The sequence below is a fragment of the Nocardioides sp. REDSEA-S30_B4 genome (genome assembly GCF_001627265.1).
In the GTDB taxonomy this organism is placed as follows: domain Bacteria; phylum Actinomycetota; class Actinomycetes; order Propionibacteriales; family Nocardioidaceae; genus Nocardioides.
The window spans coordinates 1-15,553 of record NZ_LUPI01000023.1 but is presented as its reverse complement, the minus strand read 5'-3'; the positions used below and the strand labels follow the sequence as shown (position 1 = coordinate 15,553).

At 69.1% G+C, this 15,553-nt stretch carries 13 protein-coding genes and 1 pseudogene; 6 read left to right on the top strand and 8 right to left on the bottom strand.

From position 1 onward, the window contains the following. The first annotated feature begins 2 nt into the window (after nt 1-2). A complete protein-coding gene (locus A6R01_RS06260) occupies nt 3-1,610 on the top strand; it encodes a recombinase family protein (protein ID WP_292604602.1) in 1,608 nt (535 codons plus the stop codon). Here A6R01_RS06260 and A6R01_RS06255 read toward each other — a convergent pair. From A6R01_RS06255 to mobF, 5 genes are all read right to left on the bottom strand, one after another. Beyond that, complete coding sequence (locus A6R01_RS06255) at nt 1,545-2,393, bottom strand: DUF6036 family nucleotidyltransferase (protein WP_292604600.1); 849 nt, start codon at nt 2,391-2,393, stop codon at nt 1,545-1,547. The genes A6R01_RS06260 and A6R01_RS06255 overlap by 66 nt on opposite strands. After that, a complete protein-coding gene (locus A6R01_RS06250) occupies nt 2,390-2,881 on the bottom strand; it encodes a hypothetical protein (protein ID WP_292604598.1) in 492 nt (163 codons plus the stop codon). Before A6R01_RS06250 ends, A6R01_RS06255 begins: the two co-directional genes overlap by 4 nt. Before the next feature lie 58 nt (nt 2,882-2,939). After that, nucleotides 2,940-3,101: a hypothetical protein gene (locus A6R01_RS06245; protein ID WP_292604596.1), complete on the bottom strand. Its 162-nt coding sequence runs from the start codon at nt 3,099-3,101 to the stop codon at nt 2,940-2,942. Nucleotides 3,102-3,138: 37 nt separating this feature from the next. Beyond that, complete coding sequence (locus A6R01_RS06240) at nt 3,139-3,402, bottom strand: hypothetical protein (protein ID WP_292604594.1); 264 nt, start codon at nt 3,400-3,402, stop codon at nt 3,139-3,141. A 358-nt stretch (nt 3,403-3,760) separates the two neighbouring features. Next, nucleotides 3,761-6,496, bottom strand: coding sequence for a MobF family relaxase (gene mobF, locus A6R01_RS06235; protein WP_292604592.1), 2,736 nt, complete (start codon nt 6,494-6,496; stop codon nt 3,761-3,763). A 553-nt stretch (nt 6,497-7,049) separates the two neighbouring features. On the opposite strand from mobF, the gene A6R01_RS06230 reads away from it, so the two are divergent. The 4 genes from A6R01_RS06230 (at nt 7,050) to A6R01_RS06215 (ending at nt 10,338) form a co-directional block, all read left to right on the top strand. Then, a complete protein-coding gene (locus A6R01_RS06230; RefSeq protein ID WP_292604590.1) occupies nt 7,050-7,742 on the top strand; it encodes a hypothetical protein in 693 nt (230 codons plus the stop codon). Between the two features lie 83 nt (nt 7,743-7,825). Next, nucleotides 7,826-8,344 (top strand): hypothetical protein, encoded by a 519-nt coding sequence (locus A6R01_RS06225; RefSeq protein ID WP_292604588.1) that lies wholly within the window; start codon nt 7,826-7,828, stop codon nt 8,342-8,344. Nucleotides 8,345-8,638: 294 nt separating this feature from the next. Then, the gene (locus A6R01_RS06220) at nt 8,639-9,757 is read left to right on the top strand and encodes an ATP-dependent DNA ligase (RefSeq protein WP_292604586.1); all 1,119 of its coding nucleotides are present in this window, start codon (nt 8,639-8,641) and stop codon (nt 9,755-9,757) included. A 32-nt stretch (nt 9,758-9,789) separates the two neighbouring features. Further along, nucleotides 9,790-10,338 (top strand): hypothetical protein, encoded by a 549-nt coding sequence (locus A6R01_RS06215; RefSeq protein ID WP_292604585.1) that lies wholly within the window; start codon nt 9,790-9,792, stop codon nt 10,336-10,338. Between the two features lie 63 nt (nt 10,339-10,401). Here the strand turns inward: A6R01_RS06215 and A6R01_RS06210 are convergent, their stop codons facing one another. Both A6R01_RS06210 and A6R01_RS06205 read right to left on the bottom strand, forming a co-directional pair. Next, entirely contained in the window at nt 10,402-11,031 is a 630-nt protein-coding gene (locus A6R01_RS06210) for a sulfotransferase family 2 domain-containing protein (RefSeq protein WP_292604583.1), read from the bottom strand. Between the two features lie 378 nt (nt 11,032-11,409). Further along, on the bottom strand, nt 11,410-12,501 hold the full coding sequence (locus A6R01_RS06205; RefSeq protein ID WP_292604581.1) for a DNA polymerase domain-containing protein: 1,092 nt from the start codon (nt 12,499-12,501) through the stop codon (nt 11,410-11,412). A gap of 44 nt (nt 12,502-12,545) precedes the next feature. On the opposite strand from A6R01_RS06205, the pseudogene A6R01_RS06200 reads away from it, so the two are divergent. Next, nucleotides 12,546-13,706, top strand: a pseudogene (locus tag A6R01_RS06200) (GNAT family N-acetyltransferase); the annotation flags it as partial. A gap of 547 nt (nt 13,707-14,253) precedes the next feature. Here A6R01_RS06200 and A6R01_RS06195 read toward each other — a convergent pair. Further along, on the bottom strand, nt 14,254-15,489 hold the full coding sequence (locus tag A6R01_RS06195; protein WP_292604579.1) for an acyl-CoA desaturase: 1,236 nt from the start codon (nt 15,487-15,489) through the stop codon (nt 14,254-14,256). Between the last annotated feature and the right edge of the window lie 64 nt (nt 15,490-15,553).

The following is a 15,553-nucleotide window of genomic DNA, read 5'->3' as shown; positions in this document are numbered from 1 at the left end:
CTATGAGCGCTCGCCGAACTCCTGCAAGCACTACGTTGCGGCTGGGTGTGGGTTACACGCGGTACTCGACCGAGGAGCAGGGCTCGACGGCTGAGCAGCGGGCGATCAACGAGATAATCGCGGCCGATCACGGGGTCACGTTGCTGGAGACGTTCACGGACGAGGGCGTCTCCCGCACACTGACCGACCGGCCGGGTCTTCAAGAGTTGTTCGACTATCTGGAGGCTCGCCGTGACGTGCGGTTCCTGGTGGTCAACGAGCTGGAGCGCATCACGGCCGGCGTGGGTCAGCGCCAGAAGATCACGTCGTTGTGCAAGCGTCTCGGGATCACGCTGGTAACCGAGGACAGCGGACTCATCGACCCGCACGACGAGGACGCGATGTACGACGCGGACGTGCGCGCGGTCAACGCCAAGGGCGAGGTGTTGAAGGTCCGGCGACGTACGCGCAGAAACCTGCGGGCCAAGGTGGTTGCCGGAGCGACGGTGGCGATGCGCCCGCCGTATGGGGTGCGGATGAAGCCGCTGGTCATCGAGGGCGTGGAGCTGCCATCCGGGATGCCGGCGTTCGTCAATGGCCGCAAGGTCCGCTCGGGAGCGCCCGAACTGCATCCCGAGGAGTACCCGTGGCTGGTCCAGATGTTCACCTGGGCCGATGAGGGCGTGTCGGTGGAGGAGATCGCGCGTCGGCTGACGCGAGAGGGTGTGCCGACCAAGACGGGCAAGGATGCGTGGCCGCCGAACTCGATCGCCGGGATTCTGGACAACCCGTTCTACAAGGGCGAGCTGACCTGGGGACGCCAGCAGGTGCTGCGGGATGAGAACGGCAAGCCGTATCTGGAACAGCGGCGCGAAGATGACCCTGGCCGGGTGACCCGCGAGTCCCCATTGGGGGCGATCGTCGACCCGGAGTTGTGGGATCGGGTCAACGCGCGGCGGCTTGCGGCGCGTGGCCAGAAGAACAGGAACCAGAAGGCCACCCCGGAGAACGTGCTGGACGGGATCGTGTTTTGCGGGCGGTGCGGGCACCGGATGTACACGCGGATCGACAACCCTCGCAGCCACAAGACCGTGCGTATCCGGTTCTACTGCCCCGGCAAGCGGCCGGGCATGGTCCCGCGCACCGGATACAGCCCCTGCGAGAAGGTCAACACGATCCTGGCCGACAACATCATCAAGGGCATCGCTTCCCAACCGATCCGCGGCGGGAAGACCGTCGAGGTGCAGGTGACGCGCGGCGTCGCCGCTGACGCGGACGCGGAGAAGAAGCGCGACCGGCTCCAGGCCCGGATCAGGGAGGCCGAGGCGGAGTGGGCCAATGCCAAGCGGCTCGCGGTCAAGGGGCTGCTCGAGGACGACGACGTCGCGGCGGTCAAGGCCGAGACGGAGGCGATCATCTCCGAGGCCCGGACCACGCTTGAGGAGCTGGACCAGGCCGGCAGGGTCGAGGTGGTGCCGTTCACCGGGACCGTGGCCGACAGGTTCGCCGAGCTGGTCGACGGGTTGAGCGACGAGGAGGTCCCGGTCGAGCTTCGCAGGGCGCTGCTACGCGACTTCGGCATTACCCGCATCTACGTCGACAACCCAGGCGTTCGAGTCGAGCTGCTGTAGGGCTTCGCCGGCGCACCACGCCTCGCACGCGGCCCTGACCTCACCGCGCGGGCGACTACGCAAGCTCCAGGAGGAGGGGCGGTCCGTTCCGAGGACGAGGGTGTTAGAAGCCGATGCTGGGCGGCTCGGGCGGGCTGAGGCGGCCACTGCCCGGGTCTTGCCTCTTCTCATCCTCGATGGAGCGGCGCAGTCGCTCAGCGCCAGTCTCCGGCGTCTCGGCCTCAACTTCAGCGCCGTGCGTCGTTCCCGCGCAGCGGCCCGGTGGGCGACGTCTTCGGCAATGTAGTAGTGGCGTGGAAGCAGTTGCCCTGGCGGATAGGTGTGGCTCAGCAGGTCGACTGCCTCCTGAGCCGTGGTGTAGCCGAGTCGGTTGAACAGGGTCGCGGCGTCGTCAAGGTCTCGCTCGTCGCGGGAGGCATGGAGTTTCACCGCCAGCAGATACTCCGGCGAGGCGACCTGCACCAGCAGCGACTCGGACTCGAACACGGTTTGCGGGTGCTCGTCGGGGCCCGGGAGGAAGCCCTTGGCGGCGTCGTTGAGCCAATCCGGCTCCAGGCCGCGGGCGGCGCCGATTTCTCCAGCAGCGACCCGTACCTCCGGCGCAGGAACAAATAGGGCATCCACGTCGCGGGTGAGACGGCCCTGGTCGTAAGCCAGTGCCATGGCCGCCCCGCCCACGACGAAGAGCTGTGCCTGCACGCCACCGGCCGCCAGGCGCTCCGACAGTTCGTGGAGCAGGCCGAGGACCTGCTCTGCGTCGAGTTGTCGTGCCTCGCTGCTCATGCCCGGTTCAGAGACCGTGCGGTGATGAAGATGCCGCGCTGCGCGAACGCGCGGGGACTGTCGCGCTCGGCCTCGACCCTCCAGGTGTCCGGCACGGCGGGGTACCAGCCGTCGGCACGCCGGGCCGGGTCAAGCGCCCACCCAGGCACGGGCCAACCGTCACGCACGGCCAGGTGGTCTGCCAGGGCAGCGAAGGCGGCGTCGACCTCGTCGGATCCGGTGGGCGCGGGGACGGCGGTGAAGACCAGTGCGGCGAGGGCAGCGCCGCCTCGACGCAGGGTTGAGGTGTAGTCGTCGAGGGTCTGGAGGACCCCGAAGCGCCAGCACGCGTCCACCGACTCACCAGCAGCCAACAACTCGGCGCAGCGCAGCGCGTTGTCAGCGGCGGTGTGCCGGACACCGACATGACGGGCCGGCTCGTAGGCCGGGGCGGCCTGAGCGCGCTCGAGTAGCGCTCCGATGGAGAGCACCTGGCCTTGGAAGACCACGACCCACCTCCTTGCCGTTCGATCCCCATTGTTTCAGACACGACCGAGACGAGCAGCGTCAAGCGACCTCGGAGTCCCCGGTGTCGACGTCGACGACCCAGGCGGCGGCGTCGAGCTGCTGGAGCGGTAGCCCTGCTCGCAACGCCTCGCGCTTCGCCTTGAACACCGCGAGCGCACGGATGGCTCGGGCGTCCTGTTCGGCGGTGAGGGTCGTCGACATGGCGGGGCTCGATCAGCGACGCTGCTTCATGGCCGTGTCACTCATCCCCAAACTCGCGCCGGCGGCCGGCTGCGAGGAAGCGGCGGAGTTCGGCGACGGTGGTGTAGAGGCGGCCGTTGCCGTTGATGCGCCACCAGCGGGGTCCGATGCCTCGTCGTTTCCAGTCGCGTGCGGTGCGTTGCGGGGTGCGGACGAAGGTGCAGAACTCCTCGAAGTAGAGGACGTCGTTGTCGTCCCATTCGCGCGGGATGTGGATCGGGCTCATCGCGATGACCTCCTTGGCCAACCAGGTGCGCAGCATTGGCCGAAGAGTGACGCCGGGGCGTACCCCCGAACGTCCCCCTGAGGGGGTTCCCCCAAGGGGGTACGCAGGGGGTACGCTCCCGCGGCTGTCGCGTTTGCGCAGGTCAGACCGCGTCCCCCCGAAAGTCGTCCACATTGTGGACTTCCGGTTTCGGCGGGTGCGTCCCCCGACTTTTCGGGGTGGCGGTAACGCTGGGCGGTGGTTGACATGGGTGGTTCCTCGCCGTGTCTGCGGAGCCCGCTGGTGCGGGTTCCTGATGCTTTGAAAGGCAACCTGCGCTCGCCCGGATCGGACGCCTGACGCCCGGGGAATCTCGTGGCCACCGACCACGCGAGCGTGATGGCGACCGCTGGTGTCAGAACCCGATGCCGTGCCCGGGGCCACGGGCGGGAGCACCGACGGGCGGGGGTTCGGGTGGGCGAGGGCGCCGTCGTGGTGGCTGCTGAAGGGCTCCTGCCTGCAGCGCGATGCTGTGTCCCGGGGCACGCGCGGGGGCGCGGGGTCCGTAGCGCTCGATGTCTTCGGCGGCGATCTCGGCGGCGTGCGCGGGACCGAGGTCGGCGCGGTCGCGACTGAAGACCTCGACCCAATGTGTGCGGGCCGTGTCGAGGTCCTCGGCGACCAGATGTGCGGTGTTGGTGTGGCGACCGCGGGTCATGGCGACATAGGCAGCGGCAGCACCGGTGGTGTCGCCGAGGGCGAAGTGGGCATGGTCGACGGTGTCGCCTTGGGCGCCGTGGACGGTGGTGGCGTAGGCGAGCTCGACGTGGTCGCGGACGTAGTCGGCCGGCAAGTGTCGTTCCCCGGTCCGGCCGGTCACCAGGAGGCTGCCGTCGTCCCCGATGCCGGCGACGGTCCAGGTGTCGCGGTTGGCGACGCCGAGGTCGCGGTTGTTGCGGCGGGTGGCGATCCGGTCACCGAGGCCGATCCGCTCACCACCTCGTGTCACCGCCTCACCAGACTGCTCACCGCCGCGCTCACCAGACGGCTCGCCGTTGGGTTCACTGCTCTGGATGTGGCGGTGGTGATGGTCGCGGATAGCGGCGTTCAGCGCGGTGACTTGTTCGCGGGTGTCGGCGATGACAAGTCCCTCGACGGCTGCGAGCGTGACGGTGCGTTCGACCTCGGTGGGATGCAGGACGATCTGTCCTCGTTCGACGAGTTGGTCGAACACCTCACTACTTCGCTCTCCGGTGCGCATCAGGAGGCTGAGGTCGGCGTAGGCGGGGTCGGTGAAGCGGTGCACGGCACCGAGCTCGAGCCGGGCCTGGTCGGGTGCCCAGCGGGTGGCGAGGTCGAGCACTCCCCCGCGGCCGACGGCGGGGAGCTGGTGCCGGTCGCCGAGGAACACCACGCCGGCACCGGCGTGGTCGGCGATCGCGAGGAGAGCGTGGGCGGTGTCCTGGTCGAGCATCCCGGCCTCATCGACCAGCAAGACGTCGCCCGGGAGGAGTCGGGCTTCGGGGGCGATCTGCGCGCGTGGGGACGGGGTGTGGGTCCAGTGGCCGTCCTCATCCCACCGGTAGCCCTGTTGGTGGGCCAGCCAGGCTGCGGAGAACGCGTCTGCCCCCACCTGCTGCCGCGCGGTCTCGGCTGCCTTGAGAGTCGGGGTGACCACGACCAGCCGCCGCTCTTGGGCATCGAGTGCGGCACGGGCTGCGGCGAGGGTGGTGGTCTTCCCGGTCCCGGCGGCACCTTCGATCACGAGCAGGCCCGCGTGCCCGGCCAATGCGGCCACGGCACGGCGCTGGCCGGGGTCGAGCCGGTCGACCAGACGGGCGGGGATCCGGACGCGGCGCGCGGGCGTCACCGGTTGCTCGGCACGGATCGCGAGGCGCTGGGTGAGGGCGGCCTCGACGGCCAGCACCTGTGTCGAGGTGAGCGCCCGGATGTGCTCGGGACCGTCGTCGCGCTCCAGCAGCGGACGGCACGCGGCAACAGCGCGGCTGGTGATGTCCTCGGCCAGCTCGGTGCGCGCCGCGTGCTCGGCCACGATCCCGACGGAAGCGATCAGCTTCTCTGTCTCGCCGCGGATGTCGGCGGCATTCCATGCCGACCGCTTCGCCCCGAGCCGGGACAAGATCACCTCGACCGCGACGTCGCGGTCGATGGCGCCGATCGGAGTCGACCGAACGCCGACCGCCTGATGAGCCTCGTGGAAGCCGAGGTCGTGCAGCTCCTCGTTCCACCGCGCCACCAGGTCAGCACCCGAGGCAGGGACGACCTTTTCCGGTCGTGCGTCGGCCCACGCACGTCGGTCCCACGACCGGCGCAGCTTCGGCCCGGGCTCCTGACCCGGATGGACGGCGCGCCACTCGGCTTCGTAGCGGTCGACGTTGCGGGCGATCTGCGTGGCGCGCTCGCTGAATCGCCCCGCGAACGGGGCCAGCTCGCGGATCTCGCCGGTCTCATCGAGCCTGTAGCCACGGGCCGCAAGCCCTGCCCGGAACTCGGGGTCGCACATGATCGCGGCGTGACCGATGCCGTTGATGGCCTCGATTGAGTCCCTGACCCCGACCGAGTGCAGGCCGCGCCAGGCACCGGCGGCGAAGACGCGGGCGTTGATCTGGAGATGCAGGTGGCGGTGCGGGTCACCGGCACGGGAGGTGTAGTGCCGGACGACGGCGGCTTCGATCTTCTCCACCGGAACTTGGGCCTGCCGGCCCCGCGGACCCACGCGCGTGGTCGCATGCTCTGCGACCCAGCCGATGATCTCGCTCGCCGCGCGGGACTGGGCGGCGTCGTACGCCTCCGCGATATCGGGATGTAGGGCGGCCGCCAATGACCATGTCTTGGGCCCGTTCACGACGACCTCGACGAACCGCAGAGCATGCTCGTCATCTCGCAGCCGACCCTTCGCCCAACCCGTGGTCACGTCGTAGCCAGCGACCCAGCGCTCATAGCCGTCGCCGTCGAGGTCCGGGCGACGCTCCAACCTCACCGTGTCGTCGCCGCCGACCGTCGCGACATGGTGCTCGGCCAGGCCGGAACCCTCAGCGAGGTAGTAGTCATCGGCACGAGAGTGGCCAGCCTCCAGGTAAGACCGGGCAGGGGCGGTCGAGCCGCGGTAGAACTTCACTCCGCCGTGCATGATGGCCTCGTCACCGCCCGTCACTGTTCGTCAACGTCCCCTGAAACGACGCTCGGCCCGCCCAGGCGGGCGGACCGATCTACGAACCTTCGTAGCATGCGTGCCGCTCGTACGGTGGGTGTTACAAGACCGATCGGGGCAGTGGTTGCAAGGCTCGTCACGGATCGTCATTCGAGCTGTCGATCAGCAGGGCTGCTGGCCCGTTCGGGACGCGCGCCAGGGATCAAGCGGAGAGAGATGGCGTGGCCGATCTTGATGGCCTGCCACCCAGATCCGGCAACCGCTAGCGTGCGCACGGACAGTGACAGACCTGAACCTCGCTCACGCGGCGGGCTCCTACCTGCCTCATCTACTCCACCGCCAGCGGCCACCACATCGGTCAACGCTCCAACCACAGCAGCGGGTGCAGGCGAAATCCGTGCTAGATGCCGGCCTACCCGCGTCATTGACTGAGCTGAGCAAGGACACCTCTCAGCGAGACCAAAGGTGCACCACTCTGAGGATGTGACCGCGTCCTTGACCCGCACTCTCGATCGCTGCGAGCATAAGCAGGATGGTCGCCGCCACCGCGCCGAGCACGCCTAAGCCGAACGGACTCAATATGATAAGTCGACGGAGCCTCGCGACTAGTGTCGCGGGCGCGATGGTTGCAGCACTTCTCGCACTGAGCGGCTTGCCGGCGAACGCAGGCGACGATGGTGCGTCGCCCACCACTGACAAGGACGCAAAAGCCACGCTGGCTCAGTCGGCTGTTGCGCGTGCCGAGCAGTTGAGCCCCCTAATGGATCTCGACGGGGCAGGAAAGATCGTCGTCGATGAGGCCATGGGAAGGGTCACAATCAGTTGGAACGGGAAGCCGCCGAGCGAAGTGTCCAGCCAGCTCGGAACTGACTCGAACGGCGTGACTGTCGACGCAGCCCTGACCGAATACTCCATGGACGCGCTCAAGAAGGCCATGGACCGCATCTGGGCCGCGGAATCCGAAAGCCTCAACATTGTTGCGATCGAGCCCACGGAGGCGCTCGACGGTCTTGTGGTGTACGCGGCAACCAACAGCGAGTCGGCGCGAAGTTCCGCCGAACGGAGTCTCGACGCTGCCGTCGAACCGTCAGTAGAAGTCGTCAGCATGGCCAAAGAACGTATGCCGCTGGCGAGCAGACAGAACGATTCAGCGCCTTGGCAGGGGGCGGGCGTCTGTTGTTCGCAGCCAATTCCAACCGGTGCACTACCGGCTTCACCGTTGTGAAGCCCGACGGCACGGGCCGCATTCTCACCTCTGGCCATTGCAACTGGGGTGCCGGAAGCAGGGTAAACGATGGTGCTGGCGACATGATCGCGCCTGCCGGGACCTCGCAGATCAAGAAGAACTTCGACTCTCTGCTGATCGATCCAAACGGCGGAACCATCGGCGAGGTCTTCCGGGGACCGCAGGACGCGCCTGGAACGAATGAGGCTGTGGTGAGCGGGTCAGCAGCTCCCGCCCAAGGCACATCCGTGTGCGTCAGTGGTGCCGCGACCGGCGAGCATTGTGCGAATGTCGAGATTGGCAACACAGGGGTGGAGTTCGACTGCGGGGCGATCGCTGACACCCGCAGATGTACTGGCTTCGTGGTAAAGAACACCAACGGTGGCGTCGCCAGTGGCACGGGCGACAGCGGCGCTCCCATCTACATCGTGAAGGCTGATAACAGCCTCGGCGCCCGGGGCATCGTCACCGAGGGAAACTCGAACTTCATTGTGACGTGCAACGCGAACGTATGGGGCAACCCGGTGTGCACGAGTCGATTCTGGGCGGTGAGCACCGAGACCCTGAAGAATCAATGGGGCGTTGTTATGGACGTTGAGTGATCCTGGCTCTCTGCGAAAGGTCAGTCTCGGCTGCGCGGTCTCTGCCGGGACGCTCGCAATTCGCCGAACACGGACAACTGCAACTTGAGGCGCGCGACCGCGAGTTTCGGAATAGCCGGACCGAAAGGTGCCGTGATGAGTTCCGGGGGCTGCTTCGCCCCACCTATGGTTTGTCACTTTGAGCGATGCCTCCGCAACGACTCGTCGTTCTCTGGGGGCCGGTGAGTAGCGCAGAATTCGTCGGTGCCCCAATGTGTGGGGCAGGCACGATGGCGGCTCTATAGGCTGAGCGACGTGGACCTTCCGGTGATGCCGCCCATCCGTCCGATGCTGGCGAAATCCGTGCCACTGAAGAAGGTGCTCGCCATGCTCCCTTACGTACAAATAGAGCCGAAGTGGGACGGCTTCCGGTGCCTGCTGTTCAAGGACGGCGACGAGGTCGAGCTGACCAGCCGCAACACCAAGCCGCTGACCCGCTACTTCCCCGAGCTCGTCGAGGCCGCGCGTGCCCAGCTGCCCGACCGGTGCGTGCTCGACGGCGAGGTCTTCGTGGCGCTGCCCCGCGAGAGCGGTGGCCGCGAGCTGGAGTTCGAGGTGCTGCAGGAGCGCATCCACCCCGCGGCCTCCCGGATCACCATGCTCAGCGAGAAGACCCCGGCCGAGTACGTCGCCTTCGACCTCCTCGCGCTCGGCGACGAGTCATGGGTCGACCGGCCGTTCTCGGAGCGGCGCGCGGCCCTGGAGCAGGCGTGGACCGGCGTACCCCCCGGGCGCTGCCACCTCACCCGCACCACCACCGACCCGGACGAGGCGAGACGGTGGTTCGAGCAGTTCGAGGGCGCCGGACTGGACGGCGTGATCGCCAAGCCGCTGACCGCGCCGTACTCCGAGAACGCCCGCACCATGCTGAAGATCAAGCACGAGCGCACCGCCGACGTGGTGCTGTGCGGTTACCGCGAGCACAAGACCTCCACGCCCGACCAGCCGTTGCTCGGGAGCATGCTGCTCGGTCTCTACGACGGCGACCGGCTGCAGCACGTCGGTGTCTCGGCCAGCTTCACCGCCGCCCGGCGCGCCGAGCTGTGGGCCGAGCTGCAGGAGCTGGTCTGCCCCATCGAGGAGCACCCCTGGGGCGAGTGGGCCGGCGACTCCGGCAGTGACTGGGCGATCGCCAACCCGGACCGGGTGCCCGGCACCCAGTCGCGCTGGAGCCAGGGCAAGGACCTCTCCTTCACCCCGCTGCGCCCCGAGCGGGTGCTGGAGGTGAAGTACGACAACATGGAGGGGCGGCGTTTCCGGCACACCGCGCACTTCAAGCGGTGGCGGCCCGACCGCGACCCGACCTCGTGCGGCTACGAGCAGCTCGACGAGGTCGCTCGCTACGACCTGGCCGACATCCTCACGGACGGCTGACCGGCGGCCTGGACAGGACTATCGTCGTGAGCATGGAGACCTACCCCGTCGTCCTCCTCGTCGAGCAGGCCCTCTCGGCCGCCGACGCGGCACAGGTCCGCTCGCTGCACGAGGAGCTGGTCGAGGAGGGGCAGCAGGTGAGCTACCACGTGCTGCTGCCGATCCACGACGCCGCCGCCCGGATCGAGGCGGCCATGGGCTCGCTCGCCGGCGGCGAGCTGCTCACCAGCCCCGCGGTCACCATGTCCGAGGTCGACCTGGACTCGGTGCGCGAGGAGTGCCGGCACGCCTCGGAGGAGGAGCTGCAGCGCACGCTGTCCCACCTCGCCGAGGTGGGGGCGGTCGCGACCGGCAAGGTGGTCACCGAGCCGCCGATCGACGCGCTCATCGCCGAGGTCGCCGCCATCGACGGCCGCGAGGCGATCATCCTGACCCGCCCACACGTCGTGGCGGAGTTCTTCCACCTCGACTGGACCTCCCAGGCGCGGCGCAAGCTCGGGGTCCCCGTGCTGCACCTGCTCGAGCACGAGTCGATCGAGGAGCAGTCCGCCGGCGGCGGCGAGGGCGCGACCGGCCTCTGAGCCGCAGCGCCGGTCGAGGCGCGAGGAGCGCCAGCGACGAGCCACGAGACCCGCGGCTGTGCGTCAGAACTCGTACTTGAACCGCTTCAGGTCCTTGGCGAAGACCTCGGCGACCTTGTCGCGCATCTCGTCGGTGTAGTGCTGGCGGTAGTCGCTGGTCGGGCCGGTGTTGACCTTCAGCGACTCCCCGGGCCACTCCAGGCCGATGCGCTCCCAGACCTTCTGCAGGTCGGCGTCGAAGTTCTCCTGGCGACCGATGAAGTCGGCCCGCCGACCCTGGCCGCGCAGGTAGGTGATCTGGGCGCGACGCAGCTCGCGCTGCTCGTCGGGGCCGCGGAGCACGAAGCTCTCGAAGTCGGGGTAGTTGGGCAGCACGCGCTTCCACAGACGGTTCTTGGCCAGCTGTTTGGCGGCCTTCTGGTTGCCCTCGGCCGCCTGGACCTCAGCGCGCCGCATCATGGCGTACCAGGAGTACATCCGCGCCCACGGGTTCCGCACGAAGCCGAAGATGAAGTACTCCTTCAGCTCCGGGTGCGCCTTGAGCGCCGGGGCGAGCCGGGCGTGCCGACCTCCGCGCAGGCCCTGGAGGTAGGAGACGTCGGGGATGGCCTCCTCGAGCATCCGGTCGATGGTGGACCCACCGGTCTTCTGCACGTGCACGAAGAGCACGCGACGCTCGTGGGACACCATCATGCGGCGCACACTACCGGTGGCCGCGGACGTCTCCGCGCGCCTCCCCGGCACGACTCCCGCCCGCCGCCGTGCCGGTCTGCGCAGACAGACCCCGTCGAGGAGTTTGTTACCGATCTGTGGATCTGGTGAGGGACGCGCGCAACCTCACAGAGCCTAACGTCGTGTCCACGAGGTCCGCCGGGGGGCGGCCTCGGACCTGGACCATCATCGACGCCCCGCGAGGCTGGGGGGCACACGGTCAGCGTCGATGGACCAGGTGGCTCCGGGGGGAGCCGAGACACAACGCTGGTGGCCCGCCGGAGCTCGGCTCCGGCGGGCCGCCTTCTTCTCCGGCCGCCTTCTTCTCCGGCCGCTGCGACCCCCCGGCCGTCCACCGGGTCAGCCGATCCGGTTGCCCTCGTCGTCCCAGTGCTCGGCGACCTTCTTGCTGGGCTGCACCCGCGGCGGCTCGCCCGGCATCTTGGGGTAGTCGGGCGGGAAGTTCAGCTCCCCGCCGGGCAGCGTCTCCCAGAGCTCGAGCAGCGGCTCGAGGGAGAAGGACTCGTCGTCGATGGTGGTCCAGGGGTCCCCCTCGGAGGCCAGCCGCTCGGGGACCGTCACGAGGTTGAGGTCACGGGGGTCGGTCACCTCGGCCAGGCCCGACCAGGTCAGCGGGGTGCTGACCGGGGCCCCGGGCCTGGGCCGCAGGGAGTAGGCGGAGGCGATGGTGCGGTCGCGGTTGTTCTGGTTGTAGTCGACGAAGATCCGCTCCCCCCGCTCCTCCTTCCACCACGCCGTGGTGACCTGGTCGTCGCGCTGCTCGAGCGCGCGACCGAAGCCGATGGCGGCGTGCCGAAGGTCGGTGAACTCCCAGCGCGGCTCGATGCGCACGTAGATGTGCACGCCCCGGTTGCCCGAGGTCTTCGGGTAGCCGCGCAACCCGAGCTCCTCCAGCAGCTCGCGGGCCACGCCGGCGACCCTGACCGCGTCGGAGAAGGTGGTGCCCGGCTGCGGGTCGAGGTCGATGCGCAGCTCGTCGGGACGGTCCAGGCTGGTCGGGTCGTCGCTGCGGCGTACCGGCCAGGGATGGAAGGTGATCGTGCCCATGTGGGCGCACCACACCGGCACCGCGATCTCGGTCGGGCAGATCTCATCGGCGGTGCGGCCCGAGGGGAACGTGACCGTGGCGGTCTCGAGGTAGTCGGGAGCTCCCTTCGGCACCCGCTTCTGGTAGAACGCGTCGGCCTTGGAGTCCTGCGGACCCGTGGCGAGCCGCATCCCTTCACGTACGCCGGAGGGCCAGCGCTCCAGGGCGGTCGGCCGGTCGCGCAGCGCGCGCATCAGTCCGTCCTCCACCGACGCGACGTACTCGGCGACCATCAGCTTGGTGATGTCGGGCGTGCGGTCGGTCGCCTCGTAGATCACTCGGTCGGGGCTGCTGACCCGCACCGACCTGCCGCCAGCCTCGACCTCCGCCGCCTTCGCCGCCATGTCGCGACCTTATTGCGTGGTCCCGACAGCGACACCCACCTACGGTGACCGGTGTGAGCACTCCCGACCCGCGACACGACGACCTGATCTTCGGCACCCTCGACGTCCACGCCACCGACGAGGAGACCCTCGCGGCGCTGCACGCCTACGGCGACGCGTGGAGCACCGCGTTCCTCGAGGGCCGCCTCGACGAGGAGAAGCGCAAGCGCTGGCTGGCGCACAGCCGCGAGGACGACGTCACGTTCCGGTTCGCCCGCCCGCGCAGCACCGTCGCCGGGGCCTCGCGACCGGTCGCGACCTTCTCCTCGTGGGACCAGGAGATCAACGTCGGCGGGCCGTCCCTGCTACCGCTGCGGATGATCACCGACGTGACCGTCGCGCCGACGCACCGCCGTCGCGGTCTGCTCACGAAGCTGATGAGCGAGGACCTGGCCGACGCCGCCGCAGCAGGCGTGCCCGTGGCTGCCCTGACGGTGTCGGAGGGATCGATCTACGGCCGCTTCGGATTCGGCCCGGCCACCCGCTACCGCTCGGCCGAGGTCGACGTGCGGCCCGGCCGGTTCCGGCTGCGTCACGACGCCACCGCCGAGCCCGGCTCCCTGCAGATGGTCGAGCCGAAGGACGCCTACCCGCTGACACGCGAGGTGTACGCCGCGCACCTGGCCCGCACCCGGGGCGAGGTCGCGCGTCCGGCGTTCTACGAGCAGGTCTACAACGGCTCGTTCAACTGGGAGTCCGGCGGTCCGGACCGGGTGCTCACGACCGTGCTGCACCTCGACGCGGACGGTCGTCCCGACGGGTACTGCCACTACCGCGTCAAGGAGGGCGACTCCCACGACCAGCACCGCATCGACGTCCACGACCTGGTCGCGCTGACCCCCACCGCCTACCTCCGGCTGTGGCAGTTCCTGGCCGACGTGGACCTGATCTCGGTGGTCCGCGCGCGCGTGCTGCACGACGACCCGCTGGACCACGCCGTGGTCGACCCGCGCACGGTGACGACCAAGCAGGTCGTCGACATGCTGTGGGTGCGCATCCTCGACCTGCCCGTCGCTCTGGAGGCGCGCCCGTGGCGCGAGGACGGCACCGTGGTGCTCGAGGTCGAGGACTCCCTCGGGCACACCGCCGGCCGCTGGCGGGTCACGACCGAGAAGGGGCAGGCCCGCGTGGAGCGGACCGAGGACTCCCCCGGGGTCTCGCTCTCGGCGGAGGTACTGCCGCACGGGGTTCTAGCCGAGACGTCACTCACGCACGCTCGAAACGTCACTGACGCACGTCGGACGACCTGTCCCCTGCCAGCCGTGCGCGAGCGACCTCTCGGCCGTGCGCGAGCGACCTCTCGGCCGTGCGCGAGCGACCTCTCGGCGGACCTAGACCAGGGCGCTGGGCTGGAAGGTCGGGCGTCGGTCGAGGTCGTCCTTGGTGGGGCGCACGAACTCGAAGGCGGCGGTGCGGACGACCCGCCACGACGGCTCGGTCTCGGCCAGGCCCTCGGCGCACGACTCGTGCAGCGGCGGGGCGTGGAAGGCGTTGCGGGCCACCTCCAGGTCGTCCCCGACGAACGCGATCGGGCGCCCGAGCGACTCCGCGCAAGCCCCGCAGATGCGGGACAGGGCGCACTGGGTCACGCGGGCGCCGACCAGCTCGCGTCGACCGTCGACCCCGGCCTCCCACGCGAACGGCGCGGAGACCGGGTCCACGGCACGGCTCAGACCACGCAGCATGTCTGCTCCCTCCCTGTCGGGACGCCGGTCAGGACGCCCGCTGCTGGCGCGACCAGCCGCCCAGCTCGCTGCGTCGCGGCGGCCGCTCGGCGTCGGACTTGCGCCCCTTGTCCACCGGGGGCGCCTCGACGGAGTCGGGGCGGGTCGGGGGCTGGGGCGGCTTGTTGGAGGTGGTGAACCGGTTGGGCAGCGACAGCTTCATGATCGTGCGCAGCGCCTGGCCGTACTGCTTGTGCAGCGGGCCGATCGTGTAGGGGATGTCGTACTGGGCGCAGAGCTCTTTGACGCGCACCGAGATGTCGGCGTACCGGTTGCTCGGCAGGTCGGGGAAGAGGTGGTGCTCGATCTGGAAGCCGAGGTTGCCGGAGAGGATGTGCAGCAGCGGGCCGCCCTCGAAGTTGGCGGCACCGAGGATCTGCCGGAGGTACCACTCGGCACGGGTCTCGTCCTCGATCTCCTCCTCGGTGAAGTGCATCGCCCCGTCGGGGAAGTGCCCGCAGAAGATGATCGTGTAGGCCCACAGGTTGCGGGTGAGGTTGGCGGTCGCGTTCGCGGTGATCGTGGTGCGCCACTGCGGCCCCGACAGCGCGGGGTACACGATGTAGTCCTTGAGGATCTGGTTGCGGCCCTTGCGCAGGATCTGGCGCAGCTGCCGCTTCATCTCCTGCGGGTCCTTCTCCCGCTTGCGGATGCGCTCGACGTCGAGGTCGTGCAGCGCCACGCCCCACTGGAACAGCGTGGCGAGCAACGCGTTGTAGACCGGCTGCCCGAGGTTGGCGGGGTTCCACTTCTGCTCGCGCGCCATCCGCAGGATGCCGTAGCCGATGTCGTTGTCGTAGCCCAGCACGTTGGTGAACTGGTGGTGGATGTAGTTGTGGGAGTGCTTCCACTGCTCGGCCGGCTGGGCGGTGTCCCACTCCCAGTTGGAGGAGTGGATCTCGGGGTCGTTCATCCAGTCCCACTGGCCGTGCATGACGTTGTGGCCGATCTCCATGTTCTCCAGGATCTTGGCCACGCCGAGCAGGGCGGCGCCGGCGACCGCACCGGGGATGCGGGTCTTCCTCGAGTGCGGAGTGAGCATGAGGGTGAGGCGGCCGGCGGTGGCCAGGCCGCGCTGCACCTTGATCATCTTGTTGATGTACGCCGCGTCGTCGGCGCCCCGGGAGGCCTCCACCTCCTCGCGGATCTTGTCGAGCTCGCGGCCGAGCTCCTCGACCTGCTCGTCGGTCAGGTGCATGTACTCGGCGACGTCGCTGATGGCCATGAGGGTCCTCTCGTGGTGCTGGGGTCTCGAGACGGTCGCTGCGCGACCTCCTCGACCGGCGGGG